The sequence below is a fragment of the Cytobacillus sp. IB215316 genome (assembly GCF_033963865.1).
Classification (GTDB): Bacteria; Bacillota; Bacilli; order Bacillales; family SM2101; genus Nanhaiella; species Nanhaiella sioensis.
Map to the genome: position 1 here is coordinate 21,141 of NZ_JAXBMC010000014.1, position 21,770 is coordinate 42,910.

At 31.4% G+C, this 21,770-nt stretch carries 22 protein-coding genes; 9 read left to right on the plus strand and 13 right to left on the minus strand.

The features are described from left to right. Nucleotides 1-565 precede the first annotated feature (565 nt). Nucleotides 566-1,177 carry an NAD(P)H-dependent oxidoreductase gene (locus SLH48_RS17980; protein WP_214483170.1) on the minus strand — a complete coding sequence of 204 codons (612 nt, stop codon included), beginning with the start codon at nucleotides 1,175-1,177 and terminating at the stop codon, nucleotides 566-568. Between the two features lie 267 nt (nucleotides 1,178-1,444). On the opposite strand from SLH48_RS17980, the gene SLH48_RS17985 reads away from it, so the two are divergent. The 4 genes from SLH48_RS17985 (at nucleotide 1,445) to SLH48_RS18000 (ending at nucleotide 4,961) form a co-directional block, all read left to right on the plus strand. Then, nucleotides 1,445-1,756, plus strand: coding sequence for a winged helix-turn-helix transcriptional regulator (locus SLH48_RS17985; protein WP_214483169.1), 312 nt, complete (start codon nucleotides 1,445-1,447; stop codon nucleotides 1,754-1,756). A gap of 302 nt (nucleotides 1,757-2,058) precedes the next feature. Continuing rightward, nucleotides 2,059-2,571, plus strand: coding sequence for a hypothetical protein (locus SLH48_RS17990; RefSeq protein ID WP_320259273.1), 513 nt, complete (start codon nucleotides 2,059-2,061; stop codon nucleotides 2,569-2,571). A gap of 508 nt (nucleotides 2,572-3,079) precedes the next feature. Beyond that, nucleotides 3,080-3,967: an alpha/beta hydrolase gene (locus SLH48_RS17995; RefSeq protein WP_320259274.1), complete on the plus strand. Its 888-nt coding sequence runs from the start codon at nucleotides 3,080-3,082 to the stop codon at nucleotides 3,965-3,967. A gap of 616 nt (nucleotides 3,968-4,583) precedes the next feature. Next, nucleotides 4,584-4,961 (plus strand): hypothetical protein, encoded by a 378-nt coding sequence (locus tag SLH48_RS18000; RefSeq protein WP_320259275.1) that lies wholly within the window; start codon nucleotides 4,584-4,586, stop codon nucleotides 4,959-4,961. A gap of 123 nt (nucleotides 4,962-5,084) precedes the next feature. Here SLH48_RS18000 and SLH48_RS18005 read toward each other — a convergent pair whose 3' ends face one another. The 8 genes from SLH48_RS18005 to SLH48_RS18040 form a co-directional block, all read right to left on the minus strand. Continuing rightward, nucleotides 5,085-6,017 (minus strand): DUF4179 domain-containing protein, encoded by a 933-nt coding sequence (locus SLH48_RS18005; protein WP_320259276.1) that lies wholly within the window; start codon nucleotides 6,015-6,017, stop codon nucleotides 5,085-5,087. Nucleotides 6,018-6,022: 5 nt separating this feature from the next. Further along, nucleotides 6,023-6,535: a sigma-70 family RNA polymerase sigma factor gene (locus SLH48_RS18010; RefSeq protein ID WP_250886685.1), complete on the minus strand. Its 513-nt coding sequence runs from the start codon at nucleotides 6,533-6,535 to the stop codon at nucleotides 6,023-6,025. 424 nt (nucleotides 6,536-6,959) lie between these two features. Next, on the minus strand, nucleotides 6,960-7,505 hold the full coding sequence (locus SLH48_RS18015) for a GNAT family protein (protein WP_320259277.1): 546 nt from the start codon (nucleotides 7,503-7,505) through the stop codon (nucleotides 6,960-6,962). 306 nt (nucleotides 7,506-7,811) lie between these two features. Next, nucleotides 7,812-8,504, minus strand: a complete 693-nt coding sequence (locus SLH48_RS18020; RefSeq protein WP_320259278.1) for an aspartate/glutamate racemase family protein — start codon at nucleotides 8,502-8,504, stop codon at nucleotides 7,812-7,814. Between the two features lie 416 nt (nucleotides 8,505-8,920). Beyond that, complete coding sequence (locus tag SLH48_RS18025) at nucleotides 8,921-10,870, minus strand: phospholipase D-like domain-containing protein (RefSeq protein ID WP_320259279.1); 1,950 nt, start codon at nucleotides 10,868-10,870, stop codon at nucleotides 8,921-8,923. 462 nt (nucleotides 10,871-11,332) lie between these two features. Then, the gene (locus tag SLH48_RS18030) at nucleotides 11,333-11,749 is read right to left on the minus strand and encodes an HXXEE domain-containing protein (RefSeq protein ID WP_320259280.1); all 417 of its coding nucleotides are present in this window, start codon (nucleotides 11,747-11,749) and stop codon (nucleotides 11,333-11,335) included. A 331-nt stretch (nucleotides 11,750-12,080) separates the two neighbouring features. Beyond that, nucleotides 12,081-12,392, minus strand: coding sequence for a YciI family protein (locus tag SLH48_RS18035; RefSeq protein WP_320259327.1), 312 nt, complete (start codon nucleotides 12,390-12,392; stop codon nucleotides 12,081-12,083). Between the two features lie 164 nt (nucleotides 12,393-12,556). Beyond that, nucleotides 12,557-13,126 carry a hypothetical protein gene (locus tag SLH48_RS18040; RefSeq protein WP_320259281.1) on the minus strand — a complete coding sequence of 190 codons (570 nt, stop codon included), beginning with the start codon at nucleotides 13,124-13,126 and terminating at the stop codon, nucleotides 12,557-12,559. A gap of 392 nt (nucleotides 13,127-13,518) precedes the next feature. On the opposite strand from SLH48_RS18040, the gene SLH48_RS18045 reads away from it, so the two are divergent. The 3 genes from SLH48_RS18045 (at nucleotide 13,519) to SLH48_RS18055 (ending at nucleotide 16,303) form a co-directional block, all read left to right on the plus strand. After that, a complete protein-coding gene (locus SLH48_RS18045) occupies nucleotides 13,519-13,704 on the plus strand; it encodes an aspartyl-phosphate phosphatase Spo0E family protein (protein ID WP_214483160.1) in 186 nt (61 codons plus the stop codon). Nucleotides 13,705-13,942: 238 nt separating this feature from the next. After that, a complete protein-coding gene (locus SLH48_RS18050; RefSeq protein ID WP_320259282.1) occupies nucleotides 13,943-14,617 on the plus strand; it encodes an SOS response-associated peptidase in 675 nt (224 codons plus the stop codon). Between the two features lie 651 nt (nucleotides 14,618-15,268). Beyond that, complete coding sequence (locus SLH48_RS18055) at nucleotides 15,269-16,303, plus strand: acyltransferase family protein (protein WP_320259283.1); 1,035 nt, start codon at nucleotides 15,269-15,271, stop codon at nucleotides 16,301-16,303. A 424-nt stretch (nucleotides 16,304-16,727) separates the two neighbouring features. Here the strand turns inward: SLH48_RS18055 and SLH48_RS18060 are convergent, their stop codons facing one another. After that, complete coding sequence (locus SLH48_RS18060) at nucleotides 16,728-17,183, minus strand: DinB family protein (protein WP_320259284.1); 456 nt, start codon at nucleotides 17,181-17,183, stop codon at nucleotides 16,728-16,730. A 490-nt stretch (nucleotides 17,184-17,673) separates the two neighbouring features. On the opposite strand from SLH48_RS18060, the gene SLH48_RS18065 reads away from it, so the two are divergent. Next, nucleotides 17,674-18,012 (plus strand): hypothetical protein, encoded by a 339-nt coding sequence (locus SLH48_RS18065; protein ID WP_214483156.1) that lies wholly within the window; start codon nucleotides 17,674-17,676, stop codon nucleotides 18,010-18,012. Nucleotides 18,013-18,512: 500 nt separating this feature from the next. Here the strand turns inward: SLH48_RS18065 and SLH48_RS18070 are convergent, their stop codons facing one another. From SLH48_RS18070 to SLH48_RS18080, 3 genes are all read right to left on the minus strand, one after another. Next, the gene (locus SLH48_RS18070; protein ID WP_320259285.1) at nucleotides 18,513-18,905 is read right to left on the minus strand and encodes a hypothetical protein; all 393 of its coding nucleotides are present in this window, start codon (nucleotides 18,903-18,905) and stop codon (nucleotides 18,513-18,515) included. A gap of 2 nt (nucleotides 18,906-18,907) precedes the next feature. Further along, nucleotides 18,908-19,105, minus strand: coding sequence for a helix-turn-helix transcriptional regulator (locus SLH48_RS18075; RefSeq protein WP_214483154.1), 198 nt, complete (start codon nucleotides 19,103-19,105; stop codon nucleotides 18,908-18,910). Nucleotides 19,106-19,545: 440 nt separating this feature from the next. After that, the gene (locus tag SLH48_RS18080) at nucleotides 19,546-20,277 is read right to left on the minus strand and encodes a MerR family transcriptional regulator (RefSeq protein ID WP_320259286.1); all 732 of its coding nucleotides are present in this window, start codon (nucleotides 20,275-20,277) and stop codon (nucleotides 19,546-19,548) included. A 94-nt stretch (nucleotides 20,278-20,371) separates the two neighbouring features. Here SLH48_RS18080 and SLH48_RS18085 point away from each other — a divergent pair, with 94 nt between their 5' ends. Beyond that, the gene (locus SLH48_RS18085; RefSeq protein ID WP_320259287.1) at nucleotides 20,372-21,691 is read left to right on the plus strand and encodes an MATE family efflux transporter; all 1,320 of its coding nucleotides are present in this window, start codon (nucleotides 20,372-20,374) and stop codon (nucleotides 21,689-21,691) included. The last annotated feature ends 79 nt before the right edge of the window (nucleotides 21,692-21,770 follow it).

The window sequence follows — 21,770 nt, forward strand, 5'->3', positions numbered from 1 at the left end:
ATTTTTTTACCGTGTATTTTGTACAATAAAAGCACGAAATAAGCTAACCAATACGTATCAATTATCTTTTTGTGAGGCTCTTTTCGAATACTTTGTTGCATATGTTATCCAATTAGTAATAAAAAACGTTGTTTAACATGCTTAGTCATTGTTGTACAGAAGAAAAGATTCCATGAACTCCAGTTGTGTACGTGTTTAGTTCTTAAGTACAAAAGCAACAATTAATGCGAAAACAGTCTTTTGTAATGATATCACTACAATGTATCCTTAAAGAATGAAAATGAATAATCGGTTTTCTTTGTTGACTGCCATTCCACGTAAGTATACAGCATATTTGAATTATTGAGGAAATTTAGAATTGTTTAGCTCAATACATATCACCTTGAACGATACTAAGAGTTAGGTTGATTCTATAAGTAGTTAAAAGCTCATTAGTTACTAATTTGTGCATTTGAAAAGAGGATACGAGAAAGCCAGCTTTCACTGACTTTCCAAATACCTCTTCGTTAACAATTTAAGTGAAAAGCATCACGCTAAATTGTGTATACCCATCAACCATTTAGTATTAAACAAATGTAACTTTATCTTCCAGAGCCGCTCTTACCTTGGCAGGTGTACTAGGTTCTCTTCGGTATCCTAAAGGGATGACTAAAGCTGTTTCATATTCTTCTGAAGAGTAGTTTAGTAATTTTAAGACATCATCATTTACAAACCCTTCCATTGGACATGAATCGATTTTTAGTGTAGCAGCAGCCATCATTAAGAAAGCTGCAGTAATATAGCATTGGGATTTAGACCAAGCTGTAAATGCATCACTATTAGGAAACGACTGCAAGAAATTTATTGCAATTGGAATTCCATTTTCAGGAATCCTCTCACGTATTAATTGATTTACTTCCGGAGAGTTAGGGTCTAGTAATTTTTCTTTTTTAGCTAAAATCACAACAACTGCACTAGCATCTTCAACTTGCTGTTGACTATAACACACATCTTTAAGTTTTGATTTTGTATCTTTATCTTGTACAACTACGTACTCCCAATGCTCAAGGTTTAAAGAAGATGGAGCTTTTATTGCACTATTTAAGACAAACTTTAAATCTTTCTCAGGAATCATTTTATTTAATTGGAAGTGGCGCGTCGCATGGCGAAAATTTAACGCTTCTGAAAAGTTTTGCATATATTATAATCCCCTCTCATTAATAATGTAATAAAGTATAAGATTTCATCAATGTTGATTAAAATAAGTTCCTACAGTGATCATCCTGTAATATTTAGATAATGTTCATGCATGCAATTGAACAAGAATACATCAAAAGAGAAATGGTACCAATTCTCTATTACTTGAAAGATTTGTTTTTTTAATCCTTCTACGGTAAATTGTAAATATAAAAGTTTGCTTAGTAAATAAGTCAAATTTTTTTGACCATACAAGGGGGCTATAACTTTGGCATTATCGAGGAAAAAACCATGTGCGCAGCTCAGCAAGTTAGAAAAAATACTTATTTCAATAGACGGTAGATATTCCCCACTGTTAATATTAGCGCTTGAAAAAAATCATAGGTTTAGCGATTTATTGAGGCGGTTACCTGATGCTAATAAACAAAGCTTGTCAACTACGTTAAAACAACTGATGAAATACGAAATTGTCTTCAAAGACGTTATTAAAGAATCTGCCCCACAACATATCGAATATGGATTGACTGAAAAAGGTAAAAAAATCCGAGGAATCCTATTGCAAATGTCAGAGATCATATAGGATTGTCGTATGGTGACTACAACAAAGCTCCTAACACATAAACAATTGTTGAGTAGGAGGCTAACACAAACCGTGTAAGGGCGAAGGGAAAAGCTATACTCACAGCCCATATACTATATATATATAGCTACGGCAAAGGTTTATCTAGACACACGCTAGTTATTTGAATATAAATGAGACTCTCATTTTCGTATATATTTATTAGTAAGAAAACAATCATTCATGTGATAATAGCATTTGCTAAAAAAAAGATGATATAGTATTATTTAGAAATAATATTTTAATTGAAGGGGTTTAACATCATGCCTAATATTTCACTTGCAGAGGCTGTTAAGTTAAAAAGTGTTCTTTCTAATAGAGTTCGAGAGTTAGAAAATGAGATGGAGCGTGTAGCGTTTGTAGAAATTGAAAAAGGTAGTGAAGTTCCTGCTCAAACTCGTACACTCTCTACAGTTGAAAAAGAACTAGACGAGGTTAGAAAAGATTTACGATTACTAGATAAACTCATGTATCAAGCAAATATTCAAAATGAAATTGTTTTTAACGATGAAGCTTTAACTATTGTCGAAGCTATAGAGCTGGCTACCCAGTTACGTGCAAAAGCACGTACATATAAAAAGTATGGGGCTTCAAAAGAAGAATACCCTTATTCCTACGGGGAGAATGTAATGATAGTTAAATTAGCTATGTTTAACCCAGAGGAATATCGATTAAAATCAATCGAAATTGAACGTCAAGCTAATAGGCTATCTAATCTGATAAACGCCAAAAACTATGAAATAGAATTAGCATTTGATAGTGAAAAATATTTTTAATCCTTGAAGAGGTGAGACTCCACTTCAGGGCATAAAAGGGGAAATCTTGTTTTTCGTTAATTATAAATCAAACTTGAAATGGCTATAGTAAACCAATTACCTATGACCAATTACAAATTTACCGTTTACCAATGACCAACTACTAAGGTCGATGACCTGACCAATATCATTCTGTGTAAGTATGTTTTTTTCCCCTTTTATGGATCCCCTAACAAATTTGTTAGGGGATTATTTTATATTTATTTACCTGTTTTTTTACGAAAATACCTTAACCTTCTTGTTTAGGAGCTATAACATCACAATTTACGAAAAAAAAACTTTTTTATAGATCATTTGACGTTAGACATCTGTTTGCCAAAAGATAGATTATTTATTTTTATTATCCTTTATTTTCATTAAATTGTAATATTATTATTTATTCTAATTTTCAAATGATAGTATAATTTAGATATACACTTTGATAATAGTGTTTTCTCCTGAAATTCCATCAAGAAAAGAGGTTATTATTATGAAAAGTAGGTTTAGAAGCTTAGAAGGCAAACAATTACTTTATGAATCTTATGACCGCTTGTTGAATTTATGGGGTGTTGATCTTGAGGAGCAAGATATTGACACCCGGTTTGGGAAAACACATGTAATAATCACAGGAAATAAGAAAAACCCTCCTCTAATACTTTTTCATGGCACAGGCGACAACTCTGCAATTATGTGGATCTACAATATTAAAGAATTAGCACAACAGTTCTATGTGATTGCAATAGACACTCTTGGTGGGGCAGGTAAGAGTGAACCTAACGATGAATATTACAACAATTTTCAACCCCATTTATGGATAGATGATATATTAGAAACTTATAACATTAGTAAAGCACACATGGCTGGAGTATCATATGGAGTATATTTAGCACTTTCTTATGAAATTAGGAATCCTCATCGGGTAGATAAAATTATATGCATGGCAAGCTTTATCCCTATTAAAGGCTTAGGTCTAAAATACACACTATTAGGAATAAAAAGCGTCATGGTATTCTTTCCAGAAGTATTAAAGCCATCAGAAAAAAATGCTTTAAAGCTTCTTCGCAAACTAGGTAGTCCCATATCAGACACTCATACTATGAATAATGAACTATTAAAACATTTCCTTTATATTCTTAAATACAGTAAACCAGAGAGAAGAAAATTTATATCGTATGAAATGGAAGCCTTGTCTTCCTTCAAACAAAAAGCATTATTTCTTATTGGAGATTCAGACAGCATTGCTTATCATCCTGCCTATATTGACTTTTTTAAAGCCAATCATTTTAACTACAAAATAATTAAGGATGCTGGACATTCAATCAACCAAGATCAATCGGACATCGTAAATACAGAAATGACTGGTTACTTAATCGGATAAGATAAAAAACATCATTTATTGTAACAAGTAAGGTAAACTTTATTTTCTTGCTGATAATATCAATTTCCAAACTCACGATGGAAAAATGTGCTCATATCATGGAGAAAAATAGATACTTCAATGCATGAACCTTGACTGTCATCATATTTTTTAAAAATTAATGTAAATGACATGGTACATTAGTACATCCCTGAAACAAATATATTGCATACTATAAAATACAACCATTTTCACCCAACCCTCCATATTTATTCCTCCTTTCATGAATAATTTGGAGGGATTTCTTTTATTTTTGATCTTATTTCCGATAAAATGTCATGCTTGACTAAAACCTTCCTGCATTTTAGCTTTCCCTGTTTGCTATTAAAAGTTAAACTCTTTTAGTTTTCCCTCCAATTTTGGGTAAGCACCCAATCTCTTATCACCATACCCAAATCACTCATTCTAAATTTAGCATTCTTGTCTTGTCATCATTGGATAGTAAAGTTGTTTATTCTCCTGAAAAATCCTCTTTTGTATCACATGATTAGTCCAAGCTTAATTATAGTTTATAGAATAAAATATAATGCTCTTCTAATATGAAAAGCAATCTAATCAAATAGGGGGTGTAGTTGAATTGACAGTCTGTATTTTTAACACTTTGGCTGATACTGTTATAGAAAATGTACAAGAGATTTTTTCCGTCTGTTTTGTTAATACTGATCCATCTCTAGATGGTGCGGATATTGATGTTTTTGTTTCAGTTGGAGATATGGATCAAGCAGATAATTTCGAATCTTTTATTTTCGTACCAAATGATCCAGGAATGTTCGTTCCAATAACATTCACTGACGGTGTAGCAATTCTTGAAACTACTTTGTCTGTTGTTTCTTGTAGCGAATTTAAAATTAAATTTACTGAAAAAGGGCAATATAGATTTCAAATCCTCGTAACTTTAAAAGAAACCGGTCAACCTGTTGCTCAAGAATTTGTTTATGTAAATGTTTGTGATTAAATAATTGGACTTGTAGTTAAGCTATTAATACAAAGTTATCCTTATTATATAAGTAACTATTTAAGAGCTAGCCTAAAACTTAGGCTAGCTTCTTCTTATACTGCTATTTTTACATTGATTCTATTAGTTTTTATTCATTATTTCTGCTGGATAGCTTTGTGAATCCTTTCCTCCTATTTTTTCTTCAATAAGTATCGCTTTATCTGTTATTTTAGTTAATGCCTCTAATTTTTTTTCTGCTTCTTCTTTAGTATTAAAGGACTGGATTTCTACAAAAAACAGACCATCCTCATCCTTAAGAATACGTGTTTCATCTTTAACGAAAAACTCCTCTTCTAATGAACCAATAGTTGGTCCATTAGGGTGAGACTCTGTTCTTAAAGAATAAGTCTTCTTTTCCTCAAACTTTTTATCTTCTTTAAACATTATTACTATGCTTGCAGGGGCTTCTCTTTCTTCTACTATATATTCAACAGGCTTTTCAAATTCAATAACAAATCTAATGGTAGAATCATCTAAAGTAATAATTGTATAAATATCTTTCACATACTTATTTTCCAATATTTTTTCAAAGTTTTCAGCAGCTGAAAATCTTCTGGCACCACCAATCTCAAAGGTCATTGTATATGGATTTTCATCATACCTAACTTTAAAAGCTCCCACATTTTCCTGTAATTCTTCACTTTGTGAAAAGTTTATAAAAATATTTTCATACCCATCTGTTTCAAATGAATCTATTTGACTTATATCTGTTCCATCAGTTATAAAACCTCCGCCGGAATTACCATTATTAAATTGAAGGATCTTAACTAACTTTCCTGCATAAGGAATATCTTTCAATATATTTGCAAAAGTTGGTGATGCATTAACAGCAGCGATAAATAATATTAAAGCTACAGAAAAACTAGCACAAATTTTGAAGATCATATTTGTATTAGTTTTTGTCTTTTTTGCTCTGCCCCTTTCTAAACCTATTTGCACCATATGATTAAGCTCTGTTGGAATTTGGATTTCTTGATATTCTTTTTGTAAATCAGACAACATTTTTTTATCCATATCCTCTACTCCTTTAAATTAATATTCATTTCTTTTAAAGCTCTATAAAGAGTGGATTTTATCGTACTAGTTGGTAAGTTCAAAATTTGGGCAATTTCCTCCAGCTTCATATCTTCAAAAAACCTTAATATTATTACGGTTTTTTGTTTTTCATTTAATTTTTCTAGCGCTTCTTTTACAAATATTTGTTCATGTACAAGGTCTTTCCTTGAATCACTTATATTTTCAATCAAGTTCGTATCTATTGATACGACTCTTTTATTCTTCTTTATAAAATCAATAGATACATTTATTAAGATTCTTGTTAACCATGTGTTTTCATATTGTGCTTTTTTGACTTTATCATATGAAATATAAGCTTTATATACTGTCTCCTGAACGATATCTAAAGCATCATCTTTATTTTTGACATAGCTATATGCAATTTTATACATTTTTTCTTGGTTATTGTTTATCAAATAAAGGAATCTATCCTCCATCTCCTTACTTGATTTTTTATTTCTAAAACCAATGGCCATACTCTCACTTCCTTAATGAAATTTCAATAGCACTAATTAGACTGCTGACTTAAGCAAAAAGTCTCATTTTTTTATCAACTAATATTTGTCATTTAACTTTTTGGATATTTTATATGATGGGGAGATATTGATCATTTTTATTACTATAAAAAATACTGACTCTGTAAAAAGCCAAGTACCTTAGAAAAGTAAAATAGGAAAAAGCGTCATTTGACCAAAAGAAATGTATAATAAGACAACCAGTTATTTGATTGTTCCTCAAACTAAAATAGGCACTCCATGGCCAGAGAGTGCCTGCAGGAGTATCATAGGTGGAACTCCTGTTACTTTGTATTTTGCTTCAAGATTTTATAAATATACACAATTTCTCTCATTGAAACCTTTGTTGATTAATTACGTCAGACAGCATTTGGTCTATAATAGTTTAATTATTCCAGCTTTTTTCCGTTATACTATAAACTATATGATCTATAGAATGATCATATATCCAATCTGCATCACTAACTCTACACTCCTCTATAAACCCTAATCTTTCTGGAATTGCTCTACTTTTTTCGTTATTTTCAGCTGGTCTAATTGCAACCTTTTTTAGTTCAGCTTCTGTAAAAGCGTAATTTGTTAATGCTTTAACTACCTTTGTCATTATGCCGAATCCCTGGCATTCTTCGGCTAACCAATAACCAATATATGCTGTTTTATTTAGCCAATTGATTTGATTATAACCAGCTACTCCAACGACATCGTCTTTATACAGTATAACCATCATTATCATATGTTTATCTTCATCATATTTACTTATGCATGCCCGAATAAATGCTTTTGTGTCCTCAATTCCCGTAGTTGTGTCAACCCAAGGTAGCCACTTTCGTAAATAATTTCTTGAGTTATGAGTTAACTTAAAAATCTTTTCAGCATCCTTCATTTCTATTAACTTCAAATATACTCTTTCATCTACCGTTTTCAAAATCATATATTACCTCTAATATTTATGTTTATTTTAATTTGGCTGTTTTCGTCCTAATTGTTGCTTTTTGTACTAAGACATAAGCACGTTTACCCTTTTTATAATTTTTTGGTTTCGGGCAAAAACCCATCTTACTGTCCATTTCAAAAAAATAACGGCAAGCCTTTGCAAGTCATGAATAAATTACATAGTAAATACTATACTCTGCCCTTTTAATTAGGTCTAGAAGGATAGCTTGTTGCAATTGTCATGACAAAAACAGATTTTTTTAATGCTTGCGTCCCTTTTTCCTCTATTATAAATAGGTATTTTTTACGTATGCTTTGAAAATGATAAGTATTTGTTTACAACAGCACGAGCTAGACAATCTGATGAATCCACAATAGTAATATTGGTATTGTCTGGTATATGGTGTGACACTATGTTTAAGTCTGTACATCCTAGGATTGCTGTTTCTACAGCCTCATTCAATTCGCAACATAATTTACTCCACAATTGAGCTCCATCAATCATTTCACCTGACTTCACAGCTGAAATGATTTGATTTACACATGTTTGCCAACTGTTTTTATGAACATACTCAACATCATTTTGAGAAAAAGTCTGCTGATATAAACCAGATTGAATTGTGGGATCTGTAGCTAACAGCGCTACTTTCCTTGTGTTATTGGGTATTTCATTAATAGTCTCATCAACCATGTTAAGTATGGGTACTGAAATTGATTCTTTCAACTTGTTAAAATAAAGATGTGCTGTATTACAAGGCATTGCAATAAAATCTACACCAGTAGTTTCTAGTTTTTTTGCACCATTAATAATAGCATTTGCCATTTCCTCATGATTAATAGGTCTATCAATATAGAATGGCGTTGGACACGAATAGATCATCATGTGAGGAAAATCAACATCGTTTGTCGCCCCATATATCTTTTGACACTGGTCAACCACATTATCAATGAAGGGGGCAGTAGATTTTGGTCCCATCCCTCCTAAAATACCTATCATAGCGATGTCCTCCTAATTAAATAAATGTTAAGTCATATGCAAATATTTGAATTTCATTACCTAGAAAATTGAGTAATTCATAGAAGATGCATATATGTTAACCGAATTTTTATGTTTAGCTCCAAAGATCGTACTTTTTATTTAGGTAGCCTACCTCAACAAGTAAAATCATATGTAGATTACATGTAACGAAAAATAAAATAATGACATTGATATGATAACTATTTGTAAATAGTTTCCCTTTGATCATATAAAATCGAATACCCTTATAGTAGATAATAATTTGTTATCTTCTACAAGGGCAATTAAACTTTATCTATTAACTGTTTTAGCTACTAAGAAACTCAACTTTTCTTCTAAGACGATGAAAATCATAAATAATCTAGCAACATTGTTTACGAAACGAGGCTTATAAGCTAAAATCCACTCGCATTTTCGTAGCGCGCATTGAATTCTTGAAGAAATTGATTTACAATGGCTTCGTCGTGAATAATAAGCATATTCTCATCATTCACGTTATTACCGTTCTCACTCCAGTTAGTTGAACCAATTATCACAGTAGGGTCACTTGTAGAATTCGCATCAATCAACATTGTTTTACTGTGTAGTTTTCTAGATTCATTGTCTTGATACACTGGTGCAGGGTTTGCCCAACGTGTATTTGGATTTCCGACACTTGACTGTGTTGCAGTTCTACCTGTCATATCGACACTTGCTGACCACCACTGATTCCAATAACTCGAATCAAAGACGCCTTTCACATCGAACCCGGTTAATGAACCAACTAAATCAGTATAAGAACCTTCCCATTTATATTTCAGTTCATCCAGAATAGATTGGTCACTCCAAGCAAAAATTGTAAAGTAGGCACTGTGATCTGCCTCGTTCTTAATAATATTTTGAACGCGACCTAATGCATTATCACCAGATGAAAAATAAACTTCTATCGTTTTTCCATTTATATTCACACTATGGGAAGTATTATCCGCTTTCCGAGTATTAAAATTAGCATTTACCGGATCTGGGTAAAGTGAAGTACTCCCCCACATTTCATTAAATTCAACTTCATAGATACTTGCCAGTTCTGGACTATTCACTTCAACTACATGCTGTTGATTTCCATCTAAGATTCCATTTTGCATATTTTCCTCCGTACCATACAAACCGGTAACAGTATAATTCCAACTGCCTGTAAACACCCAACTATCATCCACTACTGCAAATTTATTGTGCATTTGAGTATTAGGAGAGTAGTATGAGTTAATATCTTTTTGTTCAGCTTCTACGAATAAATAGCCAGTTTCATTTGTATTTCCAACTTGAACTGTTACTTCCGGAAAGTCGGTAAAATCAGAAGGTAAACCAAATTCAGCTCGCTTGACTAGATCCTCAACAACAAACATTGGTGAATCTGAGAATACACGTATATCATCTGGTGTACCAATTACTCCATCTAGTCCTCTAACCATTTTCTCGACATACAACCTCATTGTTTGAAAACGTTCTAAGTTGTTCGGGTCATCACTATCTTTAGCGTCTGCAATAAACCTTATCTCTACTCCTTCAGCAGCTTTCCCAATTAAAGCATCTACAATTCTAGGTAAATTAATTTCATAGGCTGCCATATCTATGCTCGATGTAGCCTCATTTAAGCGTTGAATCAACCTGTTTTCTAAATTAACATTGTAGTTTGCTAGATTTCCAGTAATTGCATCTTCAACATTTGCACATTTATTGAAATATACATTAATAGCACCTATCTCATTAGAAACATTGTTTAATTGCTCATCAGTAGTATTACAACCTGATGGTTCAGTTGTTACAATAGAGTTCTTTTGCTTTGGTGTTCCTAAACCTTCATTATAAGCCGTAGTAGAGCTCTTCCAATTTGAAGCAATTGAGCTAACTGTTGAATCAACTCTTTCCATCGTAGCCTTTGTACTACTATCTCCAGCATACCAATTATCTACTATGTCTATTAAGTTATTTTGGTCATCTCTTAATTCTAAAATTTCACTTGTATTGCTTAGAGCTCCTGTATAAACAATATCAGCCACAACACTTGAAACTGTACTATCATCTGTTCTCTCTAAAAGGAAATATCCATTAGGTGAAATATCCCCATTTAAATGTATTGTAGGTGTACCATCAGTCGAACTCAATGTCCAACCGTCAATTGATATCGTTGTGTTTGTGTTATTGTATAATTCAACCCATTCGTCATTACTGCTTACATTGGTGCCCATCCAAGCTATTTCGTTTATTACTACTTCCCCTTGTGTAGCTGCAAATCCTGTTTGAAAAGAAGGTGAAACTATAGCGAAGATTAATGTAACAATTAATAATTTCTTTATTAGTCTATCCATTCCCCTCATCGTCCTTTCTGGATGTTAAAATACATTACACTCACACATTAATATTACCACGTTTTTTATAGTGTTAACCACGAAATAAATATTGTAAATCTCCTGTATAAAGGAAATTTCAATTCCTTCTTAAGTATTTTCTTTAAAGTTCAATGTGTTTTTTATAGTGAAACAAATCATACTACTTTTGGGGTTGTTTAATACTGTATTAACTAATATTAATGATGGTCAGAAGTTAACTTTTTAATATGATGATAAAAATAAAAAACCTAATTTCTTAATATAGAAAATAAGAAATTTAGGTTTTAAGTTTTTCACATTTTTCTATTAATATTTTCTCATCACTAGGAAATAATCACTTTAATGTTGGTATTACAAAAATGTAGTTCTCGTTTTAAAAAAGAATATAACAAAGCGTGAGCTCGAATAAAGTATGCTTGTTCAAGGAGTATAAAAAACGTTCTATAACAAACGACTTAGTAGGTAAATAATATATGGGGTTACTAGGAAGATAGCTGTATATAAACCTGGGGTATATGCTCTTAGTACCAACGTTTGCAAAACATGGACAATGTTGTGTATTAAGACAAAAACTATAAATGACAAATACAAAATTGAACTCCATGAGCTATGAAAAAAATGAATTTTGATAAATGTAATACTACACATAATGATGAAAATAATGACATCTCTCTTTGCAAAACTATTAGAGTTTAAGTTCCAAAATTGCCATATCTTTTTTTTGATCCAAATATTATTCCCAGTTACTTTATGTTGATATTTATTCGCCCATTGTTCAACTGTAATAATCTCCTCAAAATCATGGAGCATAAATATTACAACGAATAACCATATAGCATTAGATAACTCTAGATCCATATTTCCCCCTTTTTTCGCATTGATTGTTGCATAGCGTTATAAGATATAAGCACGTATACATCTAGCGTTTGTGGTATCTTATTTTACAATTAATGAGCTCTTCTTATAACGCATCATACAGTCCCTTTTCATTAAAATTAGTAACAAAGTTTACGACAAAAGCCTTTATTAATGATGATTCAGTGTATTCACCCATATGTTGTAAAATGATTTACAAATTACTACTTATAAAGATTTCTATGAATATCCTATTACTTTTTTATAGTGCTTGTTTTGAAAAGTAGATTGTTTGAACAATAGGAATGATTTGTTTTCATCGTTATAAAGCTTTTTATTTATTTCTATATAAGGCGACTCGATATGGAAACAGCTCTGCTGTCATTATTTTTTCCTTAACAGCAGGGTCGTCTTGCATAATTTTTTTCGCTTCATCCTCCGATGCTACCTCTAAGATGACAATGCCAAAACCCGATGAATCCATATTAAGAGTTCTCCCTGCTAATAACACTTTTCCTTCTTCAAGTAACCGCTGTAACATGTCGAAATGTTCTTGTATAATATGATGTTCTCTATCAGTCCAATTCTCTTCGTCTAATAGAGTAGGTTTTAAGCTGAGCTTATATAAATATTGTTTTATAGAAATATGCGTAACCTCCCTTTAAAAGTTTTCACTAGTGGTTTTATTTTAAACATTAGCTTTAAACAATTATACAATGATAAATAAAAAAGGTTCCAACAAAAATGCACCCGTCACATAATTAAGACGGGGTGCATTTAGGCAGTGTGCTAATATGTACTAAGCAAACTTTAATTTTTGGCTGGAGGTTTACCATACCTTACATCTATTAATCTATGATTTCTATTGTATAGCTCTTTTTTAAGCTCCTTAAAGGACTTATTTCTTATGTCATAGTCGGTTCCTCTAGAGAAAAGTTCGAAATATTTGTTTATTTCTTTAATTTCTAACAAATCTTCTTCAGTGAAGGGTGTACCTGATTGAGTTTTTGAATATAACTTTTTTACTAGACCGTAAGCATTATCTATTAGTAGTTTTGTTTCAAACGCTGCATTTATTTCATGACTATGTGCCAATTTAGAAATGTACTGCAACATTTGAGAATAAGAACGTTCAGCATCTTTCAATTCTTCTATATTTAAATTTTCAAGATAAGAAAAACTTCTATTTATAGAAAAAATATCAGAGATATATTCCATGTAAAAATCACGTAATAAATCATCTTGATCCTGATTCTTATTGTATTGGACGTAGTTAATTATTACAGAGATCACTAATAAACTTATAAGTAGTTTTTGTCTATAATTTTTCATATTGTTATTTATTAAAGCCTTAAATGATTCATACCTTGTCTGATTCACTTTTAGCATGCCACCTCATATTTAATCTGATAATTCGACTATAATGAAGGTACTATTGTTGTTCAATAGATAAAATAATGGAAAAAATAACTTCATCATTTTTTCCCGTTTTTAAAACAAATCACCTTTCTCAATTTATAGCTAATTCACCTCTAAATGTTACATTTACCCGGCTGCCATTAAGGCATCTAACTCACAGCCCTCTTCTCAAAAGCTGACTATTTTTCATTGCTTAACAGCAGTTCCCCAGCTTATGGCCTCTCTTCCTTTTAAATGTAAACATTTACCACGTTACAATTTTGTTACATCTATTTAAATGTTATCTATTAATCTATATAATTATTGTCTACTTATCTTTATCCATATTTTAGTTATTGAGGTGTTTTTATACAATGATGAACAATCAGCGCGAATCACAGCTATTACAACAAATCGAAGAACTAAGATCAGAAATGATTACATCTGGTATTCAAAAAGGGTTGAATCACTGTGAAACAAAATACCTCAGTCAACGTCTAGATGATTTGCTGTATAAATATCAGCTAATGATAACGAATAAATATAAGAATTGTAGATAATTTAGTAAACTATGATTTAATTTGCTATTTTTCAAATAATCTATTCCACCTTTATAGAGCTCCTACAGTGTATTTCTTACAAAACAATCTAAGTTATCAACTCATTAGTATATTGGACTTCAATGAATTAAAAACCTCCTATTCAAGTAATTTTGACATTCGTTTTATTAGATGATTTATTTGCCTATTTTTACAATATTTGCTACAATCGTCGTAATAATTTTATGTAGGTGATATGATGTGTGGTAGGTTTACTCTTTTCACTCAATTTGATCAGATTATTGACCGCTTTGACATCAAAGCAGCTTTTACAGAAGATGAATACCGCTTTAATTATAATGTTGCTCCTTCACATTCTGTCGTAACTGTAATCAACGACGGTGAAAAGAATCGACTTGGATATCTTAGATGGGGCTTCATCCCTCGTTGGGCAAAGGATATGAAAATCGGTTATAAAATGATTAATGCTAGAGCTGAGACACTTGCTGATAAAAATAGTTTTCGAAATGCTTATAAAAAGAAGCGCTGCTTAGTTATTGCTGATTCTTTCTATGAATGGAAGAAGACTCAAGAGCGCAAAATTCCTATGCGTATTAAGCTTAAATCAGATGAACCGTTTGGAATGGCTGGATTATGGGAATCTTGGCAATCCCCAGATGGGCATACTATTTATTCGTGCACAGTCATCACAACCGAACCTAACGAGCTAATGTCCTCGATTCATAATCGGATGCCGGTAATTCTAAAACCAGATGATGAAAAAATTTGGTTAGATCCATCTATAAATGATACAGCCTATCTTCAGAAGTTGTTAATACCTTTTGACCAGGAACTTATGGAAGCTTTTGAAGTGTCATCAGATGTAAATTCGCCAAATAACAACTCTCCTAACTTAATAGAGCAAGTATGCTAGGAAGGCTTTGTTAAATAGTCATCATAATGATAATTGTAAATAGATTCTGGGGAAACTCCTATTTTAGGGGCTTCCCCTATTTCTTGTGTATTGTTGAATTGAATGGATTTTTCACATTTTTTACTAACTGTATAAAATAAATTTTCCGATTAAATTACAATGTTACCATGCAATAGTAATACTATTGAACCGTCAACCCAATTCTTATTTTAATAATCATTAACATAATTCTTTCACCCACTACTGTCCCCTCTAACAGTCAATATTTCTCTAAGCTCTTTTTTGTATAACAAAACAACTAATGACTTATCACAACCTAAATTCCTCTAAATGTCGAGATGTCGCTTAACTTCACAAATTATCACTGTTATGCAGTTCCCTTATCCTCGTACCATACTACTCAACAACCTTTAGTCACAAAAAGTTATAAAAACTGTCTGTCTTATGTAAATAACACGATAAACCCGTAAAGGTCTCGCTATTGCTTAAATTTCATTGTTTAGAATAAAGAAAAACACGTTTCTGATTAAGTTTTATAAACAATCAGATTCAACATAAGTGACTAATTTGTCATATTCGAGTCACTGGAAAGTCATTTTAGACAGGTATATTTAAAGACATAAAGTCCACGGCAATTAGGAGGAGGTTGAATTGTTTGATAAGGATATAAAGTTAAGTAATACGAAAGGTATACTAATTTTCCTTGTGGTATTTGGACATTTCTTAGAATTAAATAAAGAGCATTATCTTCAAACTTTTATTTTTATTTATGCGTTTCACATGCCACTTTTTGTGTTCATAAGTGGATTTTTAGCAAAAAGAATACAAATGAAGAAAGTTGTCAATCTCTTAATGTTATATATCATTTTTCAGACATTATATACCTTGTTTTTCTACTTCATTGGAGAGTACGAGACGATACGGTTTAACTACGAGAAGCCAAGATTTCATCTTTGGTATATCGTTAGTATTTCTTTTTGGTATGTCTTAGCGGGAATAATTGCAAAGTTGAACCCAAACAATATTAGTAAACTAATTCTATTTACCCTAATACTTTTAATAAGCTTTTTTTCACGTCTATACACAGATCCCCTCGTGAATTTTGCGAGAGAGTTTTATCCTAATTTTTCTTCTTATACACTTAGTTATCAGCGTACGATTACATTTGCACCTTTTTTCTTTGCTGGATTTTTTATGTCTAACAATGCGCTAAAGAAACTTTATACTAGCCTATCTCCAAATATAGCAAAAGGTTTATTGCTACTTACAGCGATGGGTGTGTTTCTTTTTATTGAATTTACGCCTAACTTGGAATGGCTTTATAAAGGAAGTTATAGCACATCACGTTTTTTGTCAGACAATGATACCTATGTAACAAAAATACTATCACACTTTCTATTATCTACATGGCTTTCTATACTAATACTCATTGTGATTAAGGGCAAAAAATGTTTCCTTACAAAATGGGGCGACCATTCACTAGGAATCTACCTATTTCATCCAGCCTTCGTATTTATGTGGAAAAAAAATAACTTTATGAACGACTGGAATCTGGATACACAGTTTATCGTTAACCTTACGCTTGCTTTAATAGTCACAGCTTTCCTAGGATCAAACTTTTTTGCATCATACACCAAATTCTTAACTTCACCATTGGAAACAATAAAAACCAAGATTAAAGGGTAGGTATGCCAAGGGCTGGATAGCACTCTTTCTCAAGATTAAAGAAGGATGATTTTATATGAATGGTAATGAAAATAATACTAAGTACAGTCCATTATTAAGATATAAAAATGAAGAATAACTTTCTGGGGTTTGACTTTATAAGAGATCATGACACCTTTTCTAATGTGGCATCAACTAACAATAACAATGATTATTAAAAACCTTTTATGTTGAGGAAAGTATGTGTTGTCATTTACTATTTATTCCAATACTTATATAAGTGATTCAAACTATGTCATATTCATCATTTTGTTAGAACGAATTATACCATTTGATCAAATACAAAAAAGCTTTCCTAATGTCTCAAAACAAAAAGGACTGGTTTTTTCAGCCCTTAGCAATCTCAAAAATCATTGTTTTTAAAAACTTGCTAACTATGTCATCTTTACTCAAGTAAATTCTTCATACTTTTAATCATTCCTATGTGTAGATTTTCATGGTTCATATGAAAAACAACCATGTCTCCTAATGTTTTCATGCCTAAAAAAGATTCATGAAGAGGGTCATCAAGATGTCCCTTACATGCTCTTACAATAAGATCTGGTTGTTCCTCCAGTTTGTTAATGATTTCTTCCATCGATGGGGGTTGTTCTGTCCAATTTTGTGGTTTACTACCTCTTGGGAACATTTCGTGATATGTAAGAGGCAATTGTCTCTTCTCATTGACAGCAGGAAACATCATATGATCCCAACCTACTAAAATATGACCAGCATTCCAGCGGATGCTGTTATTATGACCATGCGGAATTATGTCAGCAACTTCATCGGAAATTGTGCAAAGTAGTTGAACAGACCATTTACGCCATATTTTCATTTGTTCAAATAATTGATCTTCTCTCAAAACTTCCTCTCCTTCATTCTCCTGTTACTTGCCAAATTATTATACAATCTAATAATAACATAATATTCCAGTACTGTATCAGCTTGGTTTTATCATTCGAGAGCTCGGAATTTACTGCTGAAAAAAACATTACTAAGAAAGACATTTTGTCACGTATTTTGTTTCTCTAGTAAATCCATTAAGTGTAAATATTTGTTCCTCAGCTTATATGGAATTCTATTCGAATCACTTCTGCTCAAAGATGCATTTCTTATGTTTAAAAAGCACCTACCACCTTATATTTTATTTCCTATTTGATTCTAACGTGTAAGATGTAAACAAATAGCTTGTGCATCCTTCATATTTTTCCAACTTTAAATTCAGCCTTTGCTTCTACATAGACTCTTAGCCTCTCACTTATATTGGATAAAACAATTGAATTAATCAAGTCATTTGTACAAGCATCTTGAATTTTCATTCATATTCTATTAATGATAAGGAGGTGATATATTTGACAATTTTCAGAAATCCTGTAAATATAGCATATAATTTTAAATTGTTAAGTCTAGATAAAAACACAAACCCAACATCTACGTTGTTCAAAACAATGGATTTCGCTCAGCCAGTTTCTATATATGTAGAAGCCCTTTCAGAAGGTTGTGAAGTAGAAATTACGATGACAGGTCTTATCGACTCAACTTCGGTAACACTAAATGGCATTGATGCTACTGTTTTAGCTGGTAATCATGTGCGTGAAATTTCAGCCACTTGCATAAACACTCCTGATAATGAACCTTGTAGGTTAGAATATGGATTATCCATCGGTGATCCAAATACAAGAGTTGAATAATAATCTATTTCCATGGTTAATAAAGGATACCTCTCAGTAATAAATTGAGAGGTTTTCTTATTTATAATGTACTTTTTACTCCATTGTGTAAATTAAATGAAAGAAATATGATTGTTTGTATCCTTTAATACCCTCAAATAATCATTAAGTTTCCTAATAACCATTGGAAGAAGTAGAAACTTGTCACAATTTAGCCTTATCAATGAAGCGCAAATCTGCCCAAAGGTGAGTATGTTTATTCTAACCAGAACAACTTATTGCTCAGTTCTTCTTATGTAGTGATCCATTTCTCAGCACAAAATTGATAAATTTCACAATCTTTCCTAACATTTTCACTCATTAATTACTCCCCCCAATAATAGCAAACCAAACTATATCATTAACGACTAAATTAATATTATACGCTCTGCAAAAGACTAACATAGCGGATTAGAAGGATTGGATAAAAACTAGAACGATTTCCTAATAAAAGAACCGTTCTGTGTTTACAAATAAATGAACTAGATGATTTTCGAATAGATCACCATTGTTCCTGGAATAGTAATTATCATGATGCAAAAAAGTAAAATTAGCACCTCTGTTGCATCTAAGGTTAAAAATCCAAAAGAACCTGTAGCTAGAAATAAAACTAATATTGATGCGAATAGAACAAAGTAGTTTATGGTCATTGATTTCCCTATTATTTCTTTTGCCCGTTCATCTTTAGGAAAAATATGAGGTGATAAATATCCTAGAAGCAACTGATTTATTCCCAATGCAAGTAACATTATTGCATCAGGAAATTCACCTTTTACTATGTCTTCATAGTTTAAATAAATACCTAATATAATCAATAAAAAACCTGAACATATATAGATAATTCGATATTCTTTTGACTTTTTATTACTTGTCATCGTTATTCCTCCTCATAAATAAAAATATCTTCAATTTTGCTGTTGAAAACTCTTGATAGCTTGAAGGCTAAAGTAATTGAAGGATTGTATCGCCCTTTTTCTAGTGAAATAATCGTTTGTCTTGATACATCTAGTCGTTCTGCCAATTCATCTTGAGTAAAATTATGTTTTGAACGCATTTCCCTAATATTATTTTTCACACAACCACCCTCAATGTAAAGTTAACTTTACGTCAAGTTCACTTTACATTGAATTTGAATATAAGTCAATCTAGCTTTACATAAATAAAACTGTTATGGGCTTTTAATCATGTAAATACTGACAAGATGAGGCTCATAAGCCACACCCATTTAAAAAGTTATTAACTGCCACATTGAATGCTCTATTTAAAGATTCTTGAAAAAAAAATAAAAATCCTGAATTCCAAAACCCCTATTACAAACATTAGTTTAAATTGCGTAGAGAAAATCGTTCCAAAAAGAAATACTATAAAACAAAGTAATGCTCCTAAAAGATTTACAAAAGCTTTTTCTCTCTCAGACTAAATCATTCCACCTAATTTTGCACTCTAAGTATTATTACTGGAACCGAGCCATTTTGTTGAACGGTTTAGTTTACATCATTACAATAAATAGTAGTATCAATCACCACTATCTCTTACTGCAATATAGAATTCTATATAATCAAAATCATTGATTAAAAGCTGTTTTAGATCATGTATTTCTATAATTTCCCCCATTAACTGAAGATTTTTTGTCAATGCAAACTCCATAATTCGTTCAGTGAATTTGTTACCCTCCTCAAGCTTTTCTCTAGGATAGAAAAAATGTATAAAAGTGGCATCCGTATAGACAACGTCTGCATTCTTAGTTACTTCAATATACATATCATGATTCTCTAAAGACTTTGTTCCTAAATTGGTTATGAAAATTTGTTTATCCTTCATAAATTCCCCATCTGAGAATTTCGGAGGAATATTTGTATGCACCTTCTTCAACTTAAATGTCTTCTTAATAATTTCAAAATGATATTTTCTAGTAGTTGGCAAGTCTATTGCACGCTTTAACACATTTCTTTGATAACTCAATTTTTCTATTTCATTGTCTATTTCTTTAATGTAATTACCAATGATGTCTATTTTTTCATCAATATCTTCTTTATCTAACAGTTCCTTAATATCTGAAATTCTCATCCCCAATTCTCGATATAAATTAATTTTAAAGGTTTTGAAAAAGTCTTCATCTGTAAAAACATTGTAATTATTATCATCCTTGTTAATATCAAGAATCCCTTTTTTCTGCCAATGCCTGATCGTATCTTTACTAATTCCTATATATCTGCTTATTTGGCCCATTCTATATCTTTTATGCATACGAAAGCCGACCTCCATTGGAATATTTTAACATATAATTATCATTGACTGTTGACTTGGTCAACACCTTAAGGTTTTACTTGAGGTGAAAAAAATGAATAAAATAGAATTTACTAAAATTTACAAAGAGTATTCCCATAGGGTAATAACGACAAAATTGGTCATGGCACTTGCATCAAGCGCTGATCACATTATAGCAGCAACTTTTATCAGTTCAGCAGTTCTCGCTTCGATAACATTAATAAATCCAATGTTATTCTTCATATTTGCCTTCGCATTTATGTTTACTTCTGGATTAGGTTCCTATATTGGATTACTTATCGGAAAACAAGAATTTGGTAAGGCTAACCAAACTGCAAGCTTTATCATCATCATTTTCTCGGCTATAGCAGCATCATTATCAATTTTCACATCTATTAATGCAAGTAAAGTTGCAAGTTTTTTAGGTGCGTCTGGTGAGTATCATATTATAGCTACAGAATATTTGAAATATCTATCCATTGCCTTTTTTCCACAAATGTTGTCAGTAGTTTTAGATAGCCTAGTGATGAACGATGGAAGTCCCAAATTTAATTTTAAAGTTAATATTATAACATTAGTAATAAATGTTGCTTTAAATATCATCTTTGTTGTAGTTTTCAATCAGGGTGTAATTGGACTAGCTATCTCTACTCTTATTAGTCACAGCTACCATTTAATTGCAAATATCTTTTATCTATTATTTAAATCAAAAACAATAAATATTAGTTTTCCAAAGAAGAACATCAAAGCACTTAAGAGAGTGTTATACAACGGAAGTAGTGACTTTTTGAGTGTCTTTATCGAGTCAATCATGATTTATGTTGTTAATATATCGATTTTAAGATTCCTACCAGATGAATATCTTGAAGCATACGCAGCCTCAGCCATATTTACATTATTTATAACAAAGATATATTTAGGATCGCAAACAGGATTACAGCCCATAACCTCAAGGTTGATGGGCGAGAAAAAACACATGGATTTGAAAAGACTTTTCATTTTCTCCTTGAAAAGAAGTACACTATATGCATTTATTTTCTATGTGGGTCTTATTCCAATTACATGGTTTGGATTACCTTTTTTCTTAGATAATGCTGAGTTAATTAAGGTGGCTTTCATGTTATATTTAGGAGTTGGTTTTGCAGCTGTATTATCCAATGTAGGAATACAATCATCTATTTATTTCACATCAATAAATCGACCTTTAGAATCATTAACAATTGCTGTTATAAGAACGTTCATTTTAATTCCAATATTTAGTTATACTATGATTTGGTTATTTAAGGTGACAGGAATTACACTGGGGTTATTAATTCCAGAAATATTATTAACAATAGGTTTTATCTATTACTTTCAAAAGTTAGACCTATCACAGTTACATGTGGAACAGTAACCATAAATGTTTACAACTTTCTTGAAATTATCAACCATTAAAAACCATTTCAAATATTCTTATATATGGTCAAAAACTG